Below are 21,668 nucleotides of genomic sequence, written 5' to 3' on the forward strand. Positions count from 1 at the left end.
CGCGGGAGACGGAGCGGACATGACGGAGGGTGCCGGACGGTGGCAGTTCTGGGTCGACCGGGGCGGCACGTTCACGGACATCGTGGCCCGGCGCCCCGACGGCACGCTGCTGACGCACAAGCTGCTCTCGGAGGACCCCGCCCGGTACGACGACGCCGCCGTTGCCGGAATCCGCACGCTCCTCGGCCGTGAGACGGACGCGAACATCCCCGGCAGCGAGGTCGAGGCGCTGCGGATGGGAACGACCGTCGCCACGAACGCCCTGCTGGAACGCAAGGGCGAGCGCACGGCCCTGGTGATCACGCGGGGCTTCCGCGACGCGCTGCGCATCGGCTACCAGAACCGGCCGCGCATCTTCGACAGGGAGATCACGCTTCCCCGGGCGCTGTACGAGCGGGTCATCGAGGTCGACGAGCGCATCACCGCGGACGGTACGGTGCTGCGCTCCCCGGACCTCGACGCACTCGCGCCCGAGCTGCGGCGTGCCTACGAGGACGGCATCCGGGCTGTCGCCGTGGTGTGCCTGCACAGCCATCTGCACCCGGAGCACGAGATCGCCGTCGGCGAACTCGCCGAGCGGACCGGGTTCCCCCAGGTCTCGCTCTCCAGCGAGGTCAGCCCCCTCATGAAGCTCGTGCCGCGCGGCGACACCGCTGTCGTCGACGCCTACCTGTCGCCGGTTCTGCGGCGCTACGTGGAGCAGGTCGCCGACGAGATGCGGGGTGTGCGCCTGCTGTTCATGCAGTCGAACGGCGGCCTCGCCGAGGCGGGGCACTTCCGCGGGAAGGACGCGATCCTCTCCGGCCCGGCGGGCGGCATCGTCGGGATGGCGCGGATGTCGCGGTTGGCGGGGTTCGACGAAGTGATCGGCTTCGACATGGGCGGCACCTCCACCGACGTCTCCCACTACGCGGGCGGCTACGAGCGGGTGCTGCGCACGCAGGTGGGCGGCGTGCGCCTGCAGGCTCCGATGCTGGACATCCACACCGTCGCCGCGGGCGGCGGTTCGGTCCTGCACTTCGACGGCAGCCGGTACCGGGTGGGGCCCGACTCCGCGGGCGCCCACCCGGGGCCGGCCTCGTACCGGGGCGGCGGCCCGCTGACCGTCACCGACGCCAACGTGATGCTCGGCCGGGTCCAGCCCGCTTACTTCCCCCACGTGTTCGGCCCGGACGGCGACCGGCCCCTGGACCGGGAGACCGTGCGGCAGCGGTTCGACGGGCTGGCCGGGGACATCCGCGCACGCACCGGCGACAGCCGCTCCCCCGAGCAGGTCGCCGAGGGCTTCCTCCACATCGCCGTGACGAACATCAGCAGCGCGATCAAGCGCATCTCGATCCAGAAGGGCCACGACGTCACGCGGTACGCGCTGACCACCTTCGGCGGGGCCGGCGGCCAGCACGCGTGCGCCGTCGCCGACTCCCTCGGCATCCGCACCGTCCTCGTCCCGCCGATGGCCGGTGTGCTCTCCGCCCTCGGCATGGGCCTGGCCGACACGACAGCCATGCGTGAACAGTCGGTCGAGCTCACGCTGGAGGAACGGCACATGGAGCGCATCCGGGCCGTCGCAGCGGACCTGGAGGCGGCGACGCGCACCGAACTCCTCGACCAGGACATCGGCGAGGACCGGGTCCGCGTGGCGCGCCGCGCGCAGCTGCGCTACGACGGGACCGACACCGCACTGGCCGTCGGACTCAGCGAACCCGCAGCGATGACAGAGGAGTTCGAAGCGAGCCACCGTTCCATGTACTCGTTCCTCCTGGACCGTCCCGTCGTCGTGGAGGCCGTGTCGGTGGAGGCCGTCGGCGTCACGGAGGAGCCCGCCCTCGGCGGCCTCGGCGAGACGGACGGCGGCGCCGTAGGACCCGGCGAGCCGGGCGGACCCGGCGGGCCGGGCGGGAGCGAGGCGGCGGGCGGCACCGTGCAGCTCTGGACGGCCGGGAAATGGCGGGAAGTGCCCCTGCACCGCCGCGGGTCGCTGCGGCCCGGCGACCGCGTGAGAGGGCCGGCCGTCATCACGGAGGCCAACGCGACGACCGTCGTCGACGCGGACTGGAGCGCGTCGGCGACGTCCACGGGTCACCTGCTGGTGCGGCGCGTGGTGGCCCCCGCGGGGGCCGACGTCGGAACCGAGGCCGATCCCGTCCTCCTGGAGATCTTCAACAACCTCTTCATGTCGATCGCCGAACAGACGGGCGCGCGGCTGGAGTCGACGGCGCAGTCCGTCAACATCAAGGAGAGGCTCGACTTCTCGTGTGCGCTCTTCGACCCCGAAGGCGGTCTCGTCGCCAACGCCCCGCACATCCCCGTGCATCTCGGCTCCATGGGCACCACCGTCCAGGAGGTGATCCGGCGCCGGGCCGGAACGATGAAGCCGGGCGAGGCCTACGCCGTCAACGACCCGTACAACGGCGGCACGCACCTGCCGGACATCACCGTGGTGACCCCGGCCTTCGAGGACCCCGCGGAGGCCGAGGACCCGGCGGGCCCGCGGATTCTCTTCTTCGTCGCCTCCCGCGGGCATCACGCCGAGATCGGCGGACTGACCCCCGGGTCCATGCCCGCGGACAGCCGGGAGATCCAGGAGGAGGGCGTGCTCTTCGACAACTGGCTGCTCGTCGAGGACGGCCGGCTCCGCGAGGAGGAGACGCGGCGGCTGCTCACCGGGGCGCCGTACCCCTCCCGCAACCCGGAGACGAACCTCGCCGACCTGCGTGCGCAGGTCGCCGCCAACCGGAAGGGCGTCGAGGAAGTCGCCCAGATGATCCGCCACTTCGGCCTGGACGTGGTGCAGGCGTACATGCACCACGTGCAGGACAACGCAGAGGAGGCCGTGCGCAAGGTCGTCGACGCCCTGGAGGACGGCGAGTACCGCTACGAGACCGACTCCGGACCGGCCATCTGCGTACGGGTGTCGGTGGACCGCGAACACCGTTCCGCCACCGTGGACTTCACCGGCACCTCCGAACAGCTCACCTCGAACCTCAACGCCCCGACCTCGGTGGTGACCGCCGCGATCCTCTACGTCTTCCGCACGCTGGTCGCCGACGACATCCCGCTCAACGACGGCTGCCTGAGGCCGCTGCGGATCATCATCCCGCCCGGGTCGATGCTGGCCCCGGTCCACCCTGCCGCCGTCGTCGCCGGCAACGTCGAGACGTCCCAGGCGATCACCGGTGCGCTCTACGCAGCCATGGGCGTGCAGGCCGAGGGCTCGGGGACGATGAACAACGTCACGTTCGGCAACGAGCGGCACCAGTACTACGAGACCGTCGCCTCGGGCTCGGGAGCGGGCGACGGCTTCGACGGGGCGTCCGTGGTGCAGACCCACATGACCAACTCGCGGCTCACGGACCCCGAGGTCCTCGAATGGCAACTGCCGGTGCTCGTCGAGGAGTTCGCCATCCGGCACGGCAGCGGTGGAGCGGGCAGAACGCGCGGCGGCGACGGCGCAGTGCGCAGGCTCCGCTTCCGTGAGGCGATGACCGTGAGCACCCTCTCGGGCCACCGGCGGGTGCCTCCGTACGGAATGGCCGGCGGCGGCACGGGCGCACTGGGCTCGAACCGCGTGGAACGCGCCGACGGAAGCAGCCTCGCCATGGGCGCATGCGACTCGGCCGAGGTGGACGCGGGCGACGTGCTGGTGGTGGAGACCCCGGGCGGCGGCGGATACGGCACACCGCGCAACGGCGCCGGTGGAGGAGGCGGCGCGACGGTCCGTCCGTCCTCACGAGCGCCGGCCGGCAGCAGCGCCTGAGCGGCGTCCGCCGGCCGACGTGACCGTGCCGGGCCGGTCAGGTGTTCCGTCGCACCGAGATGGTGCGCGCCTCGGCACCGGGCTTGGCCACCGGCACCGTCACCGTGAGGATGCCGTCCTTGTAGTCCGCCTCGGCCTCGTCCGGGCGTGCCCCGGCAGGCAGCTTCACGGCCCGGGCGAGCGCCCCGTAGTGGAACTCGGAGTGGCCTTTGCCCTCCTGCTTCGTCTCGCTCCGCTCGGCGCGGATCGTCAGCATGTCGCCCTCGACCGTTATCTCCACATCCTTGTCGGGATCCATGCCGGGGAGCTCGGCGTTCAGCTCGAACTTGCCGTCCTTCATGCTCTCCTCGATGCGGATGCTGTGGGCACCGGAGCGCAGTGTCGGCACGGCCCCGGGGAAGTCCGGGATGATCCAGTCGAACAGGTCGGGCAGGGTCGCCCCCGTGTGACGGCGTTCCACTGATCCAGCCATGATCGCTCCCTCCTCGCTCTCTCACGGACTTTTCTCATCCCCAGGGTCGAGCCGGGGAGACAGCCGGACGAGGGCCGAACGGGCCGGTCACAGGGTCTTACGGCCCGCACCTTCAAACGCACGGGTCCGGGGCCCGCCTGCCCGCGGCCGGGACCTTCGGCACTCCCGGAGGGGCCCTTCGGGGCTGGTCCGCCGTGCCGGACGGATTCCACGCTGGAACCGGGACCGGCGCGGGAACGGAGCCGCCCCGGAAAGGGGAGTGGACATGGCACACGAGGCCGACGTACGCCGCCGGGACCGGGACCGCCGGCCCGACGGCGCGTATGCACAGGGCCCCGCGCCCGGGTCGCAGCCCCGGACCGTCGGTGACGTGATGACGCACACCGTGGTCGCCGTCGGGCGGCAGGCCACGTTCAAGGACGTCACGCGGAGCATGCAGGAGTGGCGCGTGAGCGCCGTGCCCGTCCTGGAGGCCGACGGACGCGTCATCGGCGTGGTCTCCGAGGCCGACCTGCTGGCCAAGGAGGAGTACCGCGACGGCGTTCCGGGCATGAACGAGCCCCGCGAGCGCATGGCGCGGCTGCTGAAGTCGGGCGCGCTGACGGCCGGTGACCTGATGAGCAGTCCCGCCGTCTCCGTCCGCGAGGACGCCCGACTGACCGAGGCCGCCCGCATCATGGCGCGGAGGCACGTCAAGCGCCTGCCGGTCGTGGACGGCGAGGGCAGGCTGCGCGGCGTCGTCAGCCGCGGTGATCTCCTGAAGGTGTTCCTGCGGGAGGACGAGGACATCGCCGAGGAGATCCGCCGCGAGGTGATCGGCCTGCTTCCCGGCGGGGGCGACGGTCTCCGGGTCGCGGTCGAGAACGGGGTGGCCACCGTGCGTGGCCGGCTTCCCGACTCCTCTCTGGCGCCGGTCGCGGCACGGCTCATCCGCTCCGTCGAGGGCGTGGTGGACGTCCGCTTCGATCTGGGCTGAGCTGAGGGGCCGACCTGCCGCGTCGTGCAGGTCGCCTCGGGCGCGCGCCGCTCCCCGCGCCGCTGCCGCGCGCCGCTGCCGCGCGCCGCTGCCGCGCGCCGCTGCCGCGCGCCGCTGCCGCGCTCCACATCCGGGTAAAGGCGTCGACGCGCTCCGGCTCACGGCCGGTCCCGGGGGATGGACCGTGAGCCGTGCCGCTTGAGTCACGCCGGCGGAAGGCTGCCGTGCCTCCGCGGCGCTCCGGGCGTCCGGCCTCAGGCTGCCGCCAGCCGCGCGGCGAGCGTCTTGCCGTGGGCGCCGGCCTCCTCGTGGGCCCTGGTGCGTGAGGCCTCGGCGAGGTCCACCAGCGACTCCATGCCGGGGGTCCGGGCGGCCAGGGTGAGTTCCGGCACGACGAACTCCAGCTCCAGGCCCATGGCTTCGCCGAGCACCTTCCCGAGGTAGTTCTGCACGAACTCCCAGCTCTCACGCGGCGTTCCGGGGCCGTAGCCGCCGCCGCGGCTGGCCACGACGACGGTGGGGGTGCCGGCGGCCGAGGGCGTCTCGGTCGCCGAGGTGCGCCCGTTGATCAGCACCTGGTCGATCCACGACTTGAGGGTCGAGGGGATCGTGAAGTTGTACATGGGGGCGCCGATCAGCACGGCGTCCGCCTGCTCCAGTTCACGGGCCAGCTCGTCGCGCAGCGCGTAGGCCGTGGCCTGCTCGGGAGTGCGGGCCTCGGGGGAGACGAAGGCCGCGGAGGCCGCCACGCCGTCGAGGTGCGGCAGCGGCTCGGCGGCCAGGTCGCGGTGAATGACCGTCCCGTCCGGGTGCTCCGCCTCCCATGCCTTGCGGAAGGAGGCGGCGACGTCGCGGGAGACGGAGGCGTCCTGCGGGAAGACGGAGGAGTCGAGGTGAAGCAGCGTGGCCATGAGGGAAGCTCCTGGGGGTGCGTAAGCAAGTGGTGTTGAGTACGTAGCTATTAATAACACAGGTACTTACTTTTCTGCACTCCCTTGTGCGGGCGCAGTACCCTTGACGCATGGCAGAGCCCGGGGAGAAGACGCGACAGGAGGGGGCGCTCGGCACCGCAGGCGGGTGCAGCGAGCCCGAGAGCAGCATCACGCGCGTCTTCCAGGTGCTGGGCAAGCGTTGGACGGGAGTCGTCCTGGCGGCCCTGATGAACGGGTCCGGCCACTTCGCGCAGCTGCGCCGGGCCGTGCCCGGCATCAGCGAGCGGATGCTCTCCGACAGGCTGACCGAGCTGGCGTCGCTGGGGCTCGTCGTGCGCTCCGTGGAGGAGGGCCCGCCGCTGCGGGTCAGCTACCGGCTCACGGACGCCGGGCTGGCGCTGCGGCCGGCGATGACGGAGCTCACACGGTGGGCGGACACGCACCTTCCGGACGAAGCGGCGGGCTGCCCCACGGAGTTCAGGGCCTGATCCCACGAGCGAGCTGGGAAAGGCCGGGAGCGCTTCCGTAGGGTGGGCCCGATGAAAGCGAACCCGGAAGCCGAAGAGCCGGAGCAGCGGCCGGAACAGCACGAGAAGCCCGGTCCGTCCGGCGAAGCCACGGCACCGGAGGAGGCCCCCGGCTCCGGGGAACCGGGCACGGAGCGCCTGGAGCAGGCGGTGCGGGCGGCCGAGACCGCGCTGATCGAGTTCGAGATCGCGGTGGAGACCTTCCGGATCGAGGTGGAGAACTTCTCGCGGCTCCACCACCAGCGTCTGGGACCGATGTACGCGCGCCTCGACGAGCTGGACGCCTCGATCCTCGAGGTCACCGCCGAGATCAGCGGAGACCCGGATGATCTGCGCAAGGCGCAGGAGGCCCGGGCGGCCGTGCTGCCGATGCCGCGGGTGGAGGAGCTCTTCCACGGGTGGATCGACTCCGACGGCATGCCGCCGGAGGCCACCGCCATGCTCACCGGGCAGAACGTGCGTCCGCCCGAGCGGGTGCGTCCCAGCGAGGAGGCGCGCAAGGCCTACCGCGAGCTGGTGCGCAAGGCACACCCCGACCTGGCGCAGGAGGACGCGGAACGGCAGCGCCGTGAGGAGTTTCTCGTACGGGTCAACAAGGCCTACGCGGAAGGGGATGCGGACGCCCTGCGGAACCTGCTGGACGAGTGGGAGAACGGTCCCCGCGAGGAGGAACCGGAACCGCAGCTGCCGGAGGGGGAGCTTCTCTACGCACGCCTGGAGTGGCTGGCCGAGCGCAAGGAAGTGCTCACGGCGATGGTCGCGGAGATGGAGCAGAGCGCGATCGGCGCCATGCTGAGGATGGCGCCCGACGATCCCGACGCGCTCCTCGACGAGATCGCGGAGCAGCTGCTGGAACAGGTGGCCGACCGCGAGCGCGAGCTGGCCCGGCTGGTGGAGCAGCGCGACGCCGGAACGGCCGGGGCCGCGGGCGCGAGTGCGGAAGAGCACTGAGAGTGCACTTCAAGAGCAAACCGAAAGCACTTCCGGAGCGCTCAGAGAGAACTGACAGAGAACCCACAGAGAACCGACAGAGAACCGACAGAGAACCGACAGAGAACCGACAGAGAACCGACAGAGAACTGAGAGAGAGCAAGTCGTCATGGAATTCGGTCAGTTGCCGCAGGTCGATGTCGCATCGGTTCCTGCGGACGCGCTGCTGCTGGACGTCCGGGAGAACGAGGAGTGGGCGGCAGGGCGCGCCGAGGGCGCACTGCACATCCCGATGAGCGAATTCGTCGGCAGGCTGGGCGAGTTGACCGAGCGCGCCGGCGAGGGCGAGCGGGTCTACGTCGTCTGCCGGGTTGGCGGGCGCTCCGCCCAGGTGACGCAGTACCTGCGGCAGCAGGGCGTGGACGCGGTCAACGTGGACGGCGGAATGCTCGCGTGGGAGGCGGCCGGCCGACCGCTGACAGCCGACGCCGACAGCGCGCACGTGCTCTGACCCCGCCCCGTGTACGGGCTCTGCTCCCGCAGCGGAACCTGGGCTGTCACCGAAATCCGGTCGGCAGCGCCGGTGCCGACCGGTGCCTCGACTCAGCCTGGCACCGCGGGCGTTGATTGCGTCCGCGCATGCAGGCCGGCGCCGCAACTCCGGCTGCTGCCACGGGTGTCGCCCGGCACCGTGCCTGCGGTCGGCACCGCGGGCGTCCGGCTCCTTCACGGCGGCGTCTCAGCCGTCGAAGTCGACCTCTACCGCCTCGCTCACCGGGCGGGACTGGCAGGCCAGCACGTAGCCCGCCTCCAACTCGTCGTCCTCCAGCGCATAGTTGCGCTCCATCCGCACCTCACCGGAGACGAGCCGGACCCGGCAGGTGCCGCAGACCCCGCCCTTGCAGGCGAAGGGCGCGTCCGCGCGGTGGCGCAGCACCGTCTCCAGCACGGATTCGCCGTCGTCCATGGGCCAGCAGCCCGAGCGGCCGTCGAGGTTGGCCGTCACGGACACCGAGCGGAGTCCGCCCGCGTCCGCGCGCGAGGCGACAGGCGCCGAGGGCACCTCCGTGACGTGGAAGATCTCCTGGTGGATGCGGGCACGGGGTACGCCGAGGCCGCGCAGGGCCCGTGACGCCTCCTCGACCAGGCCGAGAGGCCCGCACAGGTACCAGCCGTCGACGTCCGGCACCGGCAGCAGCGACGGCAGCAGCGCGCTCAGCCGCCGCTCGTCCAGGCGGCCGCTCGCCAGTCCGCTCTGCTGCTCCTCGCGGGAGAGGACCGTGACCAGCTGGAAGCGGTCGGGGAAGCGGTCCTTGAGGTCCGCGGTCTCCTCAAGGAACATCGTCGACGCCGTGGACCTGTCGCTCCGTACGAGGCAGAAGCGCGCCTCCGGCTCACGTGCGAGCAGCGTCGAGGCGATCGAAAGCACCGGGGTGATGCCGCTGCCGCCGACGACGGCCGCGAACCGGCCCGGGCGCGGCTCCAGCACGAAGCGGCCCGTGGGCGGCAGGACGTCCACGGTGTCGCCGGGCCGCAGCTCCTTGACCGCATAGCTGGAGAAGTCGCCGCCCTCCACGCCCCGTATGCCGATGCGCAGCTCCGACGGCTCGTCGCAGGCGGGCGCGCACAGCGAGTAGGTGCGCCGGACCTCGGCGCCCGCCGCGACGGCGTCGCCCCCGGCGCGGTGCCGGCGCAGCGCGATGTGCTGGCCCGGCGAGTAGCCGTAGAGGTGGCGCAGCTCGGGCGGGACGGCGAAGGTGAGCGCAACGGAATCGTCGGTGAGCTGGTCGACGGCTGTGACGCGCAGCGGATGGAAGGTGCTCACGGCGCCCTCACACCTCCTTGAAGTGGTCGAAGGGCTCCCGGCAGGACTCGCAGCGGCGCAGCGCCTTGCACGCCGTGGACGAGAAGCGGCTGAGCAGCGTCGTCTCCGTCGAGCCGCAGTTCGGGCAGCGGATGGCGAGCGTCAGCGGGACCGGGCCCTGCGGGGCACGGCCGCCGGATGCCGAGGCGCCGGCGCGCGGGGGCGCGATGCCGTGGGCGGCGAGCTTGCGACGGCCCTCGTCCGATATATCGTCGGTGCTCCACGGAGGCGCGTACACGACGCGCACGGTGACCTCGGGAACGCCGTGCTCACGCAGCACGTGCTCGATGTCGGCGGTCATGGCCTCCACCGCAGGGCAGCCCGTGTAGGTGGGGGTCAGCTCGACCTCGACGGGGCCGTGCGGTGCCGTCTCGCGGACGCCGCGCAGCACGCCCAGCTCGGCGAGGGTGATGACGGGAAGCTCCGGGTCCGGGACGGAACCGGCCCACGCCTCCAGTTCCCGCTGCCGCTGACCGGCCGCGTCCGCTCCCTGCCCGGCCGCGTCCGCGGGCATCTCCGCCCGGGTCCCGGTGCCGGTGGGGGGCGCCGGCTCCCCAGGCCCCCCGAGGCTCCCAGGCCCCCCGGGGCCGAGCGTGGGGATCACCACGACGCTCCGGGGTGGCTGCGGTGCAGATGCTGCATCTCGGCCAGCATCCGGCCGAAGGACTCGGTGTGCAGGCCCTGCCGCCCCGCCCCCGCCGCCCATGCTCCCCCTCGGCCCTGGTGGGCCTGGGGGGACCCCCAGGACTGCGGGGACCCGGGCACCGTGAGGGTGGCCCGCTGGAACACGGAGGTGATCCGCTCCGTCCAGCCCGTGCGCAGGGCCTCCCAGTCGACCTCGCCGACCGGACCGGCCCCCTCTTCCCCGCGCTTCGCGGGGAAGTGCCCCCAGGGCTCGAAGAGCTCACCCGTGAACCTCCACAGGGAGTCCGCGGCGCGCTGGGTGCGCTCGTGGCTCTCCTCCGTGCCGTCGCCGAGGCGCAGCGTCCAGTGTTCGGCGTGGTCGCGGTGGTACTCCGACTCCTTGACCGCCTTCGCGGCCAGCGGCTGCCCGAGTGCGGCCAGCTGGCCGTACAGCAGCTCCTGCCACGCGGAGAAGTACAGCTGACGGATCATCGTGTGGGCGAAGTCGCCGTTGGGCTGCTCGGCCAACTGGCAGTTGCGGAAGGCCCGTTCCTCGCGGAGGAAGGCCAGTTCGTCCTCGTCGCCGAGCTCGGCGTAGAGGGCCCTGGCCTGCCCGAGCAGGTCCAGGGCGATGTTGGCCAGGGCCAGCTCCTCCTCCAGCACGGGGGCGTGCCCGGCCCACTCCCCCAGGCGGTGGGAGAGCACCAGCGCGTCGTCCGCCAGTGGCAGCAGCGGATCGGTCAGCGCGGCCGCGCTGCGCGCGGAGAGCCCCTCGGCGCCCGTCACAGGTTCCGCACCCCTTCCGGCACTTCGTAGAAGGTGGGGTGGCGGTAGGGCTTGTCGGCGGCGGGACCGAAGAACGGGTCCTTCTCGTCCGGCGAGGACGCCGTGATCTCGTGGGACGGCACGACCCACACGGAGACGCCCTCGGAGCGGCGCGTGTAGAGATCGCGCGCGTTGCGCAGCGCCATCTCCGCGTCGGGGGCGTGCAGGCTTCCGGCGTGCGTGTGCGACAGGCCGCGCCTGCTGCGTACGAACACCTCCCAGAGGGGCCAGTCCGTACCGCTCATCACGCGCTCACCGCCGTCTCCGTCAGGTCCGCTTCCCGCACCCTGCCACGGGCCGGGGACGCGTGCTTCGCCGCGTACGCCGCCGCGGCATCACGTACCCAGGCGCCGTTCTCGTGGGCCTCGCGGCGGCGGCGCAGCCGCTCCTCGTTGCACGGCCCGTTGCCCTTGAGTACCTGGCGGAACTCCTCCCAGTCGATGGGGCCGAAGTCCCAGTGCCCTCGCGACTCGTTCCAGCTCAGCTGCGGGTCGGGAAGGGTCAGGCCGAGCGCCTCCGCCTGCGGTACGCAGATGTCGACGAAGCGCTGGCGCAGCTCGTCGTTGGAGTGCCGCTTGATCTTCCACTCCATCGACTTGGCGCTGTGGGCGGACTCGTCGTCCGGCGGCCCGAACATCATCAGCGACGGCCACCACCAGCGGTCCACCGCGTCCTGCGCCATGGCGTGCTGTGCCTCGGTACCCCGGCTCAGCGCCAGCAGCAGCTCGAAGCCCTGCCGCTGGTGGAAGGACTCCTCCTTGCAGATGCGGATCATCGCCCGCGCGTACGGCCCGTAGGAACAGCGGCACAGCGGCACCTGGTTGGTGATCGCGGCGCCGTCGACGAGCCAGCCGATCGCGCCCACGTCGGCCCACGTCAGCGTCGGGTAGTTGAAGATCGAGGAGTACTTCTGGCGGCCCGAGTGGAGCTTGTCGAGCAGCTCGTCGCGGCTGGTGCCCAGCGTCTCGGCCGCGCTGTAGAGATACAGGCCGTGCCCCGCCTCGTCCTGCACCTTGGCCATGAGGATGGCCTTGCGGCGCAGCGAGGGCGCCCGCGTGATCCAGTTCGCCTCGGGCTGCATGCCGATGATCTCGGAGTGCGCATGCTGGGCCATCTGACGGACGAGCGTGCTGCGGTAGTCGTCCGGCATCCAGTCGCGCGGCTCGATCCGCTCGTCCGCGGCGATGGCGCCGTCGAAGGCCGCGAGCGGCTCCGCCGGCTCTCCGGCGGCCTGCCCGCCCTCGCCGAGCAGCACCGATGTCATCCCGACCCCCTTGCCGGCGGCCGAAGCCGCAATCCCAACCGACCGATCGTTCGGTTCAATGGTGAGCTGAGGGCCCACAGGGTGTCAAGGCTCGATAATCTCTGGGGGTCGTATCGGCCGGCCGACGCATGAACGCGGGGAGCAGGGGAGGGCATGGAGCCAGAAGAGCAGCAGGCGCCACATGCGGAGGCGCGGCCCCGGCCACCACGCGAGGGCGGGGCTCCCCCCGGGCGCTCCGGCCCCGAGGGTGGGGGTTCCACCAGGCCCGCCGGCCCCGAGGGCGGGGGTTCCACCGGGCCTGCCATGGCCGAGGACGGGGGTTCCACCGGGCCCGCCAGGGCCGAGAGGGAGGTTCCGGGCCCCGAGGGCCTCTCCCGGTTCGGCCGCGCGGTCGTGGCCGTGGCCGCGGCGGCGGTGGTCCTCGCGGTCGCCGTCCACCTCTCCATGGTCTTCCTGCACGTGGCTCCCTCGAACACGCTCAGCAAGAAGCACGGGCAGGGCATAGACGACTACGTCTATCCCGAGTTCGAGCAGAACTGGAAGCTCTTCGCGCCCAACCCGCTCCAGCAGAACATCGCCGTCCACGCGCGCGCCCGCGTCGCCAAGGACGACGGCACCTCCGAGACGACCGGCTGGGTCAACCTCTCGAAGATGGACGGCGAGGCCATCGATCACAGCCTCGCCCCCAGCCACACCGTGCAGAACGAACTCCGCCGTGGCTGGGAGTTCTACCGCGGTTCCCACGACGACAAGGGCAAGCCCGTCGGCCTGCGCGGCGAACTGTCCGAGAGCTACATCAGGCGAATAGTCATGCTGCGCTTCGGGACCGAGCTCAACGGCGGAACCGTCGAGCGAATACAGGTCCGTTCCGCGACGACGCCCGTCGGTCCTCCCCCCTGGAGCAACGAGAAGACCGACTCGAAGACCGAATACCAGGTGCAGCCCTGGTGGCAGGTCGCCAGCGCGGACCTCCCGGGGGGCTGGGACAAGTGACGGAACTTCAGCGCACCCCTTCCGGGGAGCCCGCGGCCGCGACCGCGACGGAGGAGGAGAGCTTCGTCTCGCGCGGCCTCGCCCGGGTCACCGTGGAGGCCCTCGCCCCGTACCAGGCGGCGGTCGTGCGGATCGGCTTCGCCCTCACCTGGCTCTTCTTCCTGCTCCGCGAATTCCCGCACCGCCACGAGCTGTACGGGCCCGACGGCCCCTGGAGCTGGAAGCTGGCCGAGCGGCTGATCGAGTCCAACCACGCCTTCACCGTGCTCATGTGGTCCGACAGCACCGCGTGGTTCGAGTTCGTCTACGCGCTGGCCGTCGCCGCCAGCGTCGCGGTCGTCGTCGGCTGGCGCACGCGGACCGCGTCGGTCGTCTACATGGTCGGCGTGCTGACGCTTCAGAACCGCAGCGTCTTCATGGGCGACGGCGGCGACAACGTGATCCACCTGATGGCGATGTACGTGGTGCTCACGCGCTGCGCCCAGGTCTGGTCCCTCGATGCGCGGCGGCAGCGGAGGAAGGCGGCGGCCGGTACGTCCGGCGGTCCGCCCGCGCACGCCGGCGGTGACGTGACCGGTGTCGTGCTGTGGACCGTCTTCGGCGTGATCATGCTCGCGTCGACCGTGGCCGGAGGGCTCAGCATCGGCTGGGGCCTGTTCTTCTGGACGCTGTGGGCCGCGCAGGCCGCATGGTGGACGGTCAACCGCTACATGCCCGGCAGCGAGGCGCGGACCGTCTGCGACATGCTGGCCAACCTCGTGCACAACGCGGCGCTGCTGGTCATCGTCGTGGAGGTCTGCCTGATCTATGCGACGGCGGGCTGGTACAAGATCCAGGGCTCCCGGTGGCAGGACGGCACCGCCGTCTACTACCCGATGAACCTGGACTACTTCTCGCCCTGGCCCGAGCTCAGCTCCTTCCTGGCCGCCAACGGCCTGCTGATACTGCTGATCACCTACGGCACCGTCGCGGTCCAGGTGGCCTTCCCGTTCACGCTGTTCAACAGGCGCGTCAAGAACGCCCTGCTGGCCGCCATGATCGCGGAGCACATGAGCATCGCCGTGCTGCTCGGGCTGCCGTTCTTCTCCATGGCCATGATCGCGGCCGACGCCGTCTTCCTGCCGACCGTCGCCCTCGTCTGGCTCGGTCACCGCTTCGACGGCGGCCGACGCCGGGTGCTGGCCCGGCTGGCTCCCGGACGGGCAGCCGGGAACCGCAGCGGAGGCGGTCCGGGAGACGCCGACGACGGCGACGGTGGTGCCGACGGTGCCGACGGCGGGACGTCCCCCGCTTCGGTACCTCAGCAGCGTAAGGACGACGGGGTGTCCGTACGCTGACGCCATGACCGCCGGAGACGAGACAGGGGCGGCCGACCCCTCCACGGGGCGCCGCGGCGTGCGCGCGGCCGAGTTGCTGCGGCAGTGGCGGGAACTCGCGGACGGCAGCGTGCTGCTGGACGGCTTCCATGCCCTCAAGCACGCACTGCGCTTCGGCGCGGGCGTCCCGCTCGCGCTGACGGAGGACCGCGCGGCGGTGCTCGCGCTCGCCGCCGACCTCGCGCCCGATCTCACGGAGCCGATGAGCGGACTCCTGAGCGAGGTGCCGCCGGGAACGCTCAGCGGGCTGGTGCCGCGCCCCCACCCCACGGGCGTCGCGGCGCTGGCCGTACGCGGCAGCGGGCAGGTTCCGGACGTCCGCGCCGCACCCGTCGTCGTGCTCGACAACCCGCGCCATCTGGGCAACGTGGGGGCGGTGATCCGGCTCGCGGCGGGAGCCGGCGCGGCAGGGGTGTTCACCACCGGCACGGTCGACCCGTGGCATCCCAACGTGGTCAGGGCGAGCGCGGGACTGCACTTCGCGACAGCCGTAAGGCGGTGCGAACCCTCAGGTCTCCCGCCGGGTCCGCTCTACGCGCTCGACCCCGCCGGGCGGGACATCCGCGGTCTCGTGCTGCCCGACGACGCGCTCGTGGCGTTCGGGTCGGAGCGGCACGGGATCTCGGACGGGCTGCGGGATCGCGCCGATCACCTGGTGGCCCTGCCGATGCGGCCGCAGGTCTCCAGCTACAACCTGGCCACGAGCGTCGCGATGACGCTCTACCACTGGATGGCGGGACACGCACAGCCGCCCGGCGCGGCCGGTCCGGCGCGGAGCTGAGCGCCCTTGCCTGCCGTCCGCGCGCCGGGAGCGACACCGTCACGCGCAGGACGGGCCCGACGTCACGCGCAGGACAGGCCGACCCGCCGGGGCCGGGCCGGTGCACGCACACGCACGCCTCAGAGGTACGGGCCGCCCGAGCGGGCGGGGCGCCCCGGCTCCTCGTCGCCGAAGGTGCCGTCCTCGGGGAGCGTCCCCGGAGGCAGTGCCCTGCGCATCTGCTCCAGCTGCGCCCGTGCGGCCATCTGCTGCGCGAAGAGCGCCGTCTGGATGCCGTGGAAGAGCCCTTCGAGCCAGCCCACCAGCTGTGCCTGGGCGATGCGCAGCTCGGCGTCGGTCGGCACCGTGTCCTCGGTGAAGGGCAGCGAGAGCCGCTCCAGTTCCTCGATCAGCTCGGGGGCGAGACCGTCCTCGAGCTCCTTGATGGAGCTGGTGTGGATCTCCTTGAGCCGCACCCGGCTCGCCTCGTCCAGCGGGGCCGACTTCACCTCCTCGAGGAGCTGCTTGATCATGCTGCCGATGCGCATGACCTTCGCGGGCTGCTCGACCATCTCCGTGACGGGGACCTCAGCCTGCTCCTCGCCGTCCTCGCCGCCCGCCTTGGAGTCGGCGCTGCCGAGAGCCATGCCGTCCGGTCCGACCACCAGGACGTGCTTGTTCTCCTTCGGGCGTTCGTTGCTCGGCTGTGTCATGCCCCCATTCTGCACTCATGGCGTCGCCGGGTGTCCGCGGAGTCCCTCACCGGGCCGCGCACGGGCAGGGGGCCGCCGCGACGTTCGCCGCCCCGGGCGTCACGCGCGCCTCAACCGGAGCGCGATCAGGGCGAGTCCCAGACCGATCAGCGTCATCCCGGCGCCCAGGGGAAGCACGGGGGAGACATGGCGCGTTGCGGCGGTCGTGGGCGGATGCTGCGAGGAGGGCGCGGAGCCGTAGCCCGTGCCGGGCCCGGGCTCGTGGAGATCCTGGGTGCCGAAGAGTCCCGGACCGTCGCCGGCTGCGTCGCCTGCGGCGCCGTAGTCGCGGGGGCCGCCCTCGTCCGTCCGTGACGAGGCAGGGGGAGGGGGCCCCACGGGCGAAGTTCCGTGATCATCCGGAGACTTCACCGCGGGGTCCGCGTGCTCGTGCGCCACCGCGGAGGCCCTGTGCCCGCCGGAGGGCGAACCCGGAGCGGGCGCTGCCCCCGTGAGAGCCGCGACGAGCATCGCGGCCACGCACGGCATCACCGCGGTCACACGGAGTCTGCGGATATGGGCAGGGGTGAGGGTGTCACGTCTGTGCCGCACGGCAGAGACCCTCCCGTTGCGGAGGTCCAATAATGCAATCAGCGTTGCACAATTGGACAAGTCCGGCATCCGGAAGGGTCTCTGCCGTCTGCTTCCCGTACTGCGGAAAGCTCTAGGGAACGAGCAGGATCTTCCCCACGTGGCTGCTCTCCTCCATGGCCCGGTGCGCGTCCGTGGCACTGCTCATCGGCACGGTCCTGTCGACGACGGGACGCACCCGGCCGTCCGAGACCAGCGGCCACACGTGTTCGCGAACGGCCGCGACGATCGCCGCCTTCTCCGAGGCGGGACGAGCCCGCAGCGAAGTCGCCGTCACGGCGGCCCGCTTGGCGAGCAGCGCTCCCAGGTTCAGCTCGGCCTTCCGCCCGCCCTGGAGGCCGATGACGGCGAGACGGCCGTTGACCGCGAGCGCCTTGATGTTCTGCTCCAGGTACTTCGCGCCGATGATGTCGAGGATGACGTCGGCGCCGTTGCCGTCGGTGCCCGCACGCACCGCCTCGACGAAGTCCTGCTCGCGGTAGTTGATCAGGATGTCGGCGCCGAGTTCCGCGCAGCGGTCCAGCTTCTCCTTGCTGCCCGCCGTCACCGCCACCTTCGCGCCGACGGCCTTCGCCAGCTGGATCGCCATGGTGCCGATGCCGCTGCCACCGCCGTGCACGAGCAGCGTCTCGCCGGGACGCAGATGCGCGACCATGAAGACGTTCGACCAGATCGTGCTGGTCACTTCGGGCAGGGACGCGGCGGTCTGCACGTCGATTCCCTCCGGTACGGGCAGCAGTTGGCCCGTGGGGACGGCGACCTGCTCGGCGTAGCCGCCGCCGCCGAGCAGCGCACAGACCTCGTCGCCGACGGCCCACGTGTTCACACCGGGGCCCACTGCCGAGATCCGGCCCGAACACTCGAGGCCGGGATAGGGGGAGGCACCGGGCGGCGGATCGTAGAAGCCCTGCCGCTGGAGGATGTCGGCGCGGTTGACGGCGCTCGCCGCGACCTCGACCAGCACCTCGCCCTCGCCGGGTTCGGGGACGGGGACCTCGGCCCAGACGAGGGCCTCGGGCCCGCCCGGTTCGGGAATGGTGACCGCGTGCATCGTGGAGTTGGACGTACCCATGGGGCCGAACGCTACTCCCGGGCCCCGAAGATGCGGCACCGCCCCGCACCGTACTTTCCGCGGCGCTCGTACGTGCCGTGCTCGTGGCCACGCCGGCCGGCGGCTCAACTTCCGTGCCGGCGCCCCGTCCCGGTCCTCCCGTCCGCCGCCCGGTTCGCGGCGGCCTGTGGCTGCCGTGCCCCAACTCCCGCCGCATCCGCGGGTGCTGACGTGCCGACCGGGCCGCGGAGACGGACGGTCAGTCGCCGCCCCCGCGTTCACCGCGCCAGAAACCGACGGAGCCCGGGCCGGACGGGCCGCCCGTGCCCGGCTCGCTTTCGGAGCCCCCGGGACCGGGAGTGCCGCTGTGCGTCGGGTCGGTGCTGCCCAGCCCGGTGTCCGACGGATGCGGCGCAGCCGCACGCTGGATCACCACGAGGCGGTCCGTGGACTGGAGCGGGTCCGTCTGCGGATCGTCGTAGGCGAGCAGGCGGTGCCCCCGCACGACGGTGACGACCAGTTCCTTGCACTCCCTCGGTGAGCGGCCCGTTTCGGCCTTGGTGACGGGACGTTCGGTGAGACTGAGCCCCGAACCCTGCTGGATGAGGTCCTCCATGACGGAGCTCGCGTTCGGGCTCAGCACGGAGAGCCCGAGGAGGCGGCCGGCGGCGCTGGCGCTCGTGATCACGGAGTCCGCTCCCGACTGCCGCAGCAGCGGCACGTTCTCCTCCTCCCGCACCGCCGCGACGATCTTGAGGCGGCGGTTGAGCTGGCGTGCGGTGAGCGTGACGAGCACCGCGGTGTCGTCGCGCTGCGTCGCGATCACGATCTGCTTGGCCCGCCGCACCTCGGCGCGGGCGAGTACGTCGCTCCGGGTGGCGTCGCCGACGACGCTCACGTAGCCCTCGTCGTTCGCGGCCTTCGCGACGTGGTGGTTCGGGTCGATCACCACTATCCGGTCCCGGCGCACACCGGTGGACAGCAGCGTCTGCGCCGCCGAACGGCCCTTCGTGCCGAAGCCGACGACGACGGTGTGGTCGCGCAACTGGGACCTCCAACGGGACAGGCGCCACTGCTCGCGGGTGCGGTCGGTGAGAGCTTCGAGCGTGGTGCCGATGAGGATGATCAGGAACAGGATGCGAAGCGGCGTCACGAGCAGGATGTTCACGATGCGGGCGCTGTCGCTCGCGGGCGCGATGTCGCCGTAGCCGGTGGTCGAGAGAGTGACGGTCGTGTAGTAGACGGCGTCGAGGAAGGAGACCTCGTTGTCGTCGGCGTTGTCGGTGTACCCGTCGCGGCCGAGGTAGACGATCAGGACGGTCGTCATCAGTACGAGGAGCGCGGCGAGCAGGCGCCGCCCCACCTGCACGGGCGGGCTGACCTCGGAACGCGGCAGCAGGATGCGGTACTGGTCGCTCCCGTCGGGCTGTGTCCTCACCGCGCGGTCACCACGCGAACCAGGGGAGCGGCAGCACCTGGACGTCGCTGCCCGAGGAGGCGCCGCCCGGCGGGACCACCGCGAGGGCGGTCGCGGTGGCGACGCCGCGGAGCATGGCCGGGCCGTTGAAGTGGAGCGGGCGGGCCCGCGACGCCGCGGGGGCGAAGGCGACCGGCACGAGCCGCGTGTCCCGCGGATGCCCCTGCACGTCCTCGGTGATCCGCGCGAACACCTCCCGCTCCGCGGGCCGGTCGCCGAGCGCACGGATCAGCGGCGCGGCGAGCGTCACCAGACCGGAGACCGCCGCGAGGGGATTGCCCGGCAGACCGACCAGAAGCGGACCGCCGCCCGTGCCCGGCTCCTGCCGTTCCGGCAGCCGGGCCAGGAGCATGGGATGCCCGGGCCGCACGCGTACGCCCTCCACGAGGAGACGGGCTCCGACGCGGGCGAGCGTGGGACGCAGATGGTCGACCGGGCCGCGTGCGGTGCCTCCCGTGGTGACGAGGAGGTCGGCCGTCGTCGTGGCGACCGCTTCGTGGAGCGCTTCGGCGTCGTCACCGAGACGCCGCGTGACGATCACCTCCGCGCCCAGGGCCGAGAGCCAGGGCGCCACCGCCGGGCCGAGCGCGTCGCGGATGCGGCCGCCGTGCGGGACGCCGCGGTGCAGCAACTCGTCGCCCAGCACGAGGACTTCCGCGCGCGGGCGCCTGGTGACGGTCAACCGGTCGTAGCCCGCGGCGGCGGCGAGACCGAGCACGGCGGGGGTGACCCGGGTGCCGGCCGGCAGCAGCCGGTCGCCGGAGCGGCACTCCTGGCCGCGCGGGCGGATGTCCGTACCGGGCTGCGGGCGCCGCGTCGTGCGCAGCCGCCCGCCTTCGCTCTCGCCGTACTCGGAACGCAGCACCGCGCTCGCGCCGGGCGGGATGCGCGCACCTGTCGCGATGGGAATCGCACGGCCGTCCGGCAGCGGGCGTGGCTCGGAGGTGTCACCGGCGAGGATGCCGGTGCCGGTGGCGTCGTCCGCCAGGGACCACGGGCCGGGGCCGGAGACGGCCCACCCGTCCATGGCCGAGGTGTCGAAGGACGGCAGGTCCGTGAGGGCGTCGAGCGGGGCGCCGAGCGTATGGTCCAGCGCCTGGTCGAGGGGGAGAGCGAGGGAGGGGAGCGGGCCGGCGGCCCGTGCGGCGTGAGTGCGGGCGTCGGGCCAGGGGGCGTCGCGGGCATGGGACGGCGCCTCCCCCGCCGTCCGTCCGGACCGGTGGCCGCCGCCCCGCGCGGAGCGGGGGGTGACCCAGTCCGGGGCGGCCAGTTCGTCACCGTCGTCCGGGGACGGGGCCGGGCTCCCCCCGCGGGGGCCGCCGTCGGTACCGGAGCCGGCACCGGAGCCGTCGGCGGAGCCCGGGACGTCGCGGGTCTGCGAGCCGGATTCGCGGTCCGTCCTGTTCCCGGCGCCCCTCCCCGTCCCGCTCGCGGCATCGCCGCTGCGGGGCCGCGGGGTCTCACCGCCCTCGGGAGCCTCCCGGCCGTCGCCCCTGCGGGCGCCGTGGGCGGCGCCGTTCGCCAGGGCGACGGCCTCGTCGAGTTCGTCGGCGCCGCTCATCGCCCGTCGCCCTGCTCCCCTTCGCTCTCCTCGGCCCAGCGCGCGGCCAGCCGGGCCGCTTTCTCCAGGGCCTCCGCGATGTCTTCGGGAGAGCCGCCGCGGCGGGCGGCGGCGTAACCCACGAGGAAGGTCGTCAGCGGGGCGGCGGGGCGTGCGACGCCGTGTGCCGCGTCGCGGGCCAGGTCGAGCAGTGCGGCGGTGTCGACATCCAGGTCGACGCCGAGTTCGGCCTTCGCCGCGGCCATCCATTCGTCCAGCACGGTGTCATGCTCCCTGATACGGGCCCTCGCCGCCGCGACGTCTTCCCAGGTGTCACAGTCGAGGGCGTCGGTGGCGGTCGGTCGGTGACCAACATCGATGTCGATGCGACGAAGTCTCAGCTCAGGAAGGAGCAGCCGCAAGGGGAGACCCGTCAGGCTGCCGTATTCGGTGCGCAGCAGAGCCAGTTCGCGGCGCAGCGGTTCGGTGCGGTAGGCGGCGAGCAGCGGCTGGTCGCGGCCGTCGTTGACCAGCGCGCCCTCGGGCGCTTCGCCGTCCGCCGGCCCGTTGCCGCCGGGGCCGCCTTCCGCGTGGGTGCGCGGCGCATCGCCCACGGCCGAGAGCAGCGTCCGTACGGTCTCCGCCCGCAGGAAGGGCAGGTCGGCGGAGAGGACGAGCACCGTCTCCTCGGTGACGCCGCGCAGGCCCGCGTCGAGCGCGGAGAGCGGACCTCCTCCCGGGGGGTCCTCCCGCACCCAGTCCACCGGCCGGTGCGTGGGCCTGCGGGGGCCGACGACGACCGTGGTGGACGCGTCGGCGCAGGCGGACAGCACGCGGTCGAGGAGGGTGCGGGCCCCGACGGTCAGCGACGGTTTGTCGGCGCCGCCGAGCCGCCTGGCGCCGCCGCCCGCGAGGACGACGGCGTCGTGGGTGTGCGCGTGGGCGTCAGGTGTCACG

The 21,668-nt window shown here is 72.5% G+C and carries 21 protein-coding genes; 8 read left to right on the top strand and 13 right to left on the bottom strand.

The features are described from left to right. Positions 1 to 19: 19 nt before the first annotated feature. Positions 20 to 3,757 carry a hydantoinase B/oxoprolinase family protein gene (locus H180DRAFT_RS05405; RefSeq protein WP_055484800.1) on the top strand — a complete coding sequence of 1,246 codons (3,738 nt, stop codon included), beginning with the start codon at positions 20 to 22 and terminating at the stop codon, positions 3,755 to 3,757. A gap of 37 nt (positions 3,758 to 3,794) precedes the next feature. On the opposite strand, the gene H180DRAFT_RS05410 is transcribed toward H180DRAFT_RS05405, so the two are convergent. Further along, the gene (locus tag H180DRAFT_RS05410) at positions 3,795 to 4,229 is read right to left on the bottom strand and encodes an Hsp20/alpha crystallin family protein (protein WP_055484801.1); all 435 of its coding nucleotides are present in this window, start codon (positions 4,227 to 4,229) and stop codon (positions 3,795 to 3,797) included. Positions 4,230 to 4,602: 373 nt separating this feature from the next. On the opposite strand from H180DRAFT_RS05410, the gene H180DRAFT_RS05415 reads away from it, so the two are divergent. Then, positions 4,603 to 5,205: a CBS domain-containing protein gene (locus tag H180DRAFT_RS05415; RefSeq protein ID WP_055484932.1), complete on the top strand. Its 603-nt coding sequence runs from the start codon at positions 4,603 to 4,605 to the stop codon at positions 5,203 to 5,205. Positions 5,206 to 5,459: 254 nt separating this feature from the next. Here the strand turns inward: H180DRAFT_RS05415 and H180DRAFT_RS05420 are convergent, their stop codons facing one another. Further along, entirely contained in the window at positions 5,460 to 6,116 is a 657-nt protein-coding gene (locus H180DRAFT_RS05420; RefSeq protein WP_055484802.1) for an FMN-dependent NADH-azoreductase, read from the bottom strand. A gap of 110 nt (positions 6,117 to 6,226) precedes the next feature. Between H180DRAFT_RS05420 and H180DRAFT_RS05425 the strand changes: the two genes are divergently transcribed. The 3 genes from H180DRAFT_RS05425 to H180DRAFT_RS05435 all read left to right on the top strand — a co-directional run bounded on the left by H180DRAFT_RS05425 (position 6,227) and on the right by H180DRAFT_RS05435 (position 8,105). Next, positions 6,227 to 6,625 (top strand): winged helix-turn-helix transcriptional regulator, encoded by a 399-nt coding sequence (locus tag H180DRAFT_RS05425; RefSeq protein WP_055484803.1) that lies wholly within the window; start codon positions 6,227 to 6,229, stop codon positions 6,623 to 6,625. A gap of 51 nt (positions 6,626 to 6,676) precedes the next feature. Further along, complete coding sequence (locus tag H180DRAFT_RS05430) at positions 6,677 to 7,615, top strand: J domain-containing protein (protein ID WP_055484804.1); 939 nt, start codon at positions 6,677 to 6,679, stop codon at positions 7,613 to 7,615. Positions 7,616 to 7,763: 148 nt separating this feature from the next. Beyond that, a complete protein-coding gene (locus H180DRAFT_RS05435) occupies positions 7,764 to 8,105 on the top strand; it encodes a rhodanese-like domain-containing protein (protein ID WP_055484805.1) in 342 nt (113 codons plus the stop codon). A 228-nt stretch (positions 8,106 to 8,333) separates the two neighbouring features. Here the strand turns inward: H180DRAFT_RS05435 and H180DRAFT_RS05440 are convergent, their stop codons facing one another. From H180DRAFT_RS05440 to paaA, 5 genes are all read right to left on the bottom strand, one after another. Beyond that, complete coding sequence (locus H180DRAFT_RS05440; RefSeq protein WP_055484806.1) at positions 8,334 to 9,419, bottom strand: 2Fe-2S iron-sulfur cluster-binding protein; 1,086 nt, start codon at positions 9,417 to 9,419, stop codon at positions 8,334 to 8,336. A 7-nt stretch (positions 9,420 to 9,426) separates the two neighbouring features. After that, positions 9,427 to 9,972, bottom strand: coding sequence for a 1,2-phenylacetyl-CoA epoxidase subunit PaaD (gene paaD / locus H180DRAFT_RS05445; protein WP_055484807.1), 546 nt, complete (start codon positions 9,970 to 9,972; stop codon positions 9,427 to 9,429). A gap of 86 nt (positions 9,973 to 10,058) precedes the next feature. Then, the gene (gene paaC / locus H180DRAFT_RS05450) at positions 10,059 to 10,868 is read right to left on the bottom strand and encodes a 1,2-phenylacetyl-CoA epoxidase subunit PaaC (protein WP_302622426.1); all 810 of its coding nucleotides are present in this window, start codon (positions 10,866 to 10,868) and stop codon (positions 10,059 to 10,061) included. Then, positions 10,865 to 11,152: a 1,2-phenylacetyl-CoA epoxidase subunit PaaB gene (gene paaB / locus H180DRAFT_RS05455; protein WP_055484808.1), complete on the bottom strand. Its 288-nt coding sequence runs from the start codon at positions 11,150 to 11,152 to the stop codon at positions 10,865 to 10,867. The genes paaC and paaB overlap by 4 nt, the downstream gene beginning before the upstream one ends. Further along, positions 11,152 to 12,171 carry a 1,2-phenylacetyl-CoA epoxidase subunit PaaA gene (paaA, locus tag H180DRAFT_RS05460; RefSeq protein ID WP_055484809.1) on the bottom strand — a complete coding sequence of 340 codons (1,020 nt, stop codon included), beginning with the start codon at positions 12,169 to 12,171 and terminating at the stop codon, positions 11,152 to 11,154. Before paaA ends, paaB begins: the two co-directional genes overlap by 1 nt. Before the next feature lie 303 nt (positions 12,172 to 12,474). On the opposite strand from paaA, the gene H180DRAFT_RS05465 reads away from it, so the two are divergent. From H180DRAFT_RS05465 to H180DRAFT_RS05475, 3 genes are all read left to right on the top strand, one after another. Then, positions 12,475 to 13,164, top strand: a complete 690-nt coding sequence (locus H180DRAFT_RS05465; RefSeq protein ID WP_254665889.1) for a DUF5819 family protein — start codon at positions 12,475 to 12,477, stop codon at positions 13,162 to 13,164. Positions 13,165 to 13,256: 92 nt separating this feature from the next. Then, positions 13,257 to 14,501, top strand: a complete 1,245-nt coding sequence (locus tag H180DRAFT_RS05470) for an HTTM domain-containing protein (protein WP_254665905.1) — start codon at positions 13,257 to 13,259, stop codon at positions 14,499 to 14,501. Between the two features lie 4 nt (positions 14,502 to 14,505). Next, the gene (locus H180DRAFT_RS05475) at positions 14,506 to 15,321 is read left to right on the top strand and encodes a TrmH family RNA methyltransferase (protein WP_079099856.1); all 816 of its coding nucleotides are present in this window, start codon (positions 14,506 to 14,508) and stop codon (positions 15,319 to 15,321) included. 119 nt (positions 15,322 to 15,440) lie between these two features. Here the strand turns inward: H180DRAFT_RS05475 and H180DRAFT_RS05480 are convergent, their stop codons facing one another. The 6 genes from H180DRAFT_RS05480 to H180DRAFT_RS05505 form a co-directional block, all read right to left on the bottom strand. Further along, a complete protein-coding gene (locus H180DRAFT_RS05480; protein WP_055484811.1) occupies positions 15,441 to 16,013 on the bottom strand; it encodes a bacterial proteasome activator family protein in 573 nt (190 codons plus the stop codon). 99 nt (positions 16,014 to 16,112) lie between these two features. Continuing rightward, positions 16,113 to 16,604, bottom strand: a complete 492-nt coding sequence (locus H180DRAFT_RS05485) for a hypothetical protein (RefSeq protein ID WP_139151363.1) — start codon at positions 16,602 to 16,604, stop codon at positions 16,113 to 16,115. 112 nt (positions 16,605 to 16,716) lie between these two features. After that, the gene (locus H180DRAFT_RS05490; RefSeq protein WP_055484936.1) at positions 16,717 to 17,694 is read right to left on the bottom strand and encodes an NAD(P)H-quinone oxidoreductase; all 978 of its coding nucleotides are present in this window, start codon (positions 17,692 to 17,694) and stop codon (positions 16,717 to 16,719) included. A 259-nt stretch (positions 17,695 to 17,953) separates the two neighbouring features. Then, positions 17,954 to 19,132, bottom strand: coding sequence for a potassium channel family protein (locus H180DRAFT_RS05495; protein ID WP_254665890.1), 1,179 nt, complete (start codon positions 19,130 to 19,132; stop codon positions 17,954 to 17,956). A gap of 7 nt (positions 19,133 to 19,139) precedes the next feature. Next, complete coding sequence (locus tag H180DRAFT_RS05500) at positions 19,140 to 20,732, bottom strand: molybdopterin molybdotransferase MoeA (protein WP_055484813.1); 1,593 nt, start codon at positions 20,730 to 20,732, stop codon at positions 19,140 to 19,142. Then, positions 20,729 to 21,667, bottom strand: a complete 939-nt coding sequence (locus H180DRAFT_RS05505; RefSeq protein WP_055484814.1) for a DUF6457 domain-containing protein — start codon at positions 21,665 to 21,667, stop codon at positions 20,729 to 20,731. The genes H180DRAFT_RS05500 and H180DRAFT_RS05505 overlap by 4 nt, the downstream gene beginning before the upstream one ends. Position 21,668: the final 1 nt, after the last annotated feature.

Source organism: Streptomyces sp. WMMB 322, from assembly GCF_900090145.1.
GTDB lineage: Bacteria > Actinomycetota > Actinomycetes > Streptomycetales > Streptomycetaceae > Streptomyces.

Bases quoted from the DNA above. Each gene is read 5' to 3' on its own strand.
- H180DRAFT_RS05405 (WP_055484800.1), top strand. From the start codon at position 20: ATGACGGAGGGTGCCGGACGGTGGCAGTTCTGGGTCGACCGGGGCGGC.
- H180DRAFT_RS05410 (WP_055484801.1), bottom strand. From the start codon at position 4,229: ATGGCTGGATCAGTGGAACGCCGTCACACGGGGGCGACCCTGCCCGAC.
- H180DRAFT_RS05415 (WP_055484932.1), top strand. From the start codon at position 4,603: ATGACGCACACCGTGGTCGCCGTCGGGCGGCAGGCCACGTTCAAGGAC.
- H180DRAFT_RS05420 (WP_055484802.1), bottom strand. From the start codon at position 6,116: ATGGCCACGCTGCTTCACCTCGACTCCTCCGTCTTCCCGCAGGACGCC.
- H180DRAFT_RS05425 (WP_055484803.1), top strand. From the start codon at position 6,227: ATGGCAGAGCCCGGGGAGAAGACGCGACAGGAGGGGGCGCTCGGCACC.
- H180DRAFT_RS05430 (WP_055484804.1), top strand. From the start codon at position 6,677: ATGAAAGCGAACCCGGAAGCCGAAGAGCCGGAGCAGCGGCCGGAACAG.
- H180DRAFT_RS05435 (WP_055484805.1), top strand. From the start codon at position 7,764: ATGGAATTCGGTCAGTTGCCGCAGGTCGATGTCGCATCGGTTCCTGCG.
- paaD (WP_055484807.1), bottom strand. From the start codon at position 9,972: ATGCCCGCGGACGCGGCCGGGCAGGGAGCGGACGCGGCCGGTCAGCGG.
- paaB (WP_055484808.1), bottom strand. From the start codon at position 11,152: ATGAGCGGTACGGACTGGCCCCTCTGGGAGGTGTTCGTACGCAGCAGG.
- paaA (WP_055484809.1), bottom strand. From the start codon at position 12,171: ATGACATCGGTGCTGCTCGGCGAGGGCGGGCAGGCCGCCGGAGAGCCG.
- H180DRAFT_RS05465 (WP_254665889.1), top strand. From the start codon at position 12,475: ATGGCCGAGGACGGGGGTTCCACCGGGCCCGCCAGGGCCGAGAGGGAG.
- H180DRAFT_RS05475 (WP_079099856.1), top strand. From the start codon at position 14,506: ATGACCGCCGGAGACGAGACAGGGGCGGCCGACCCCTCCACGGGGCGC.
- H180DRAFT_RS05480 (WP_055484811.1), bottom strand. From the start codon at position 16,013: ATGACACAGCCGAGCAACGAACGCCCGAAGGAGAACAAGCACGTCCTG.
- H180DRAFT_RS05490 (WP_055484936.1), bottom strand. From the start codon at position 17,694: ATGCACGCGGTCACCATTCCCGAACCGGGCGGGCCCGAGGCCCTCGTC.
- H180DRAFT_RS05500 (WP_055484813.1), bottom strand. From the start codon at position 20,732: ATGAGCGGCGCCGACGAACTCGACGAGGCCGTCGCCCTGGCGAACGGC.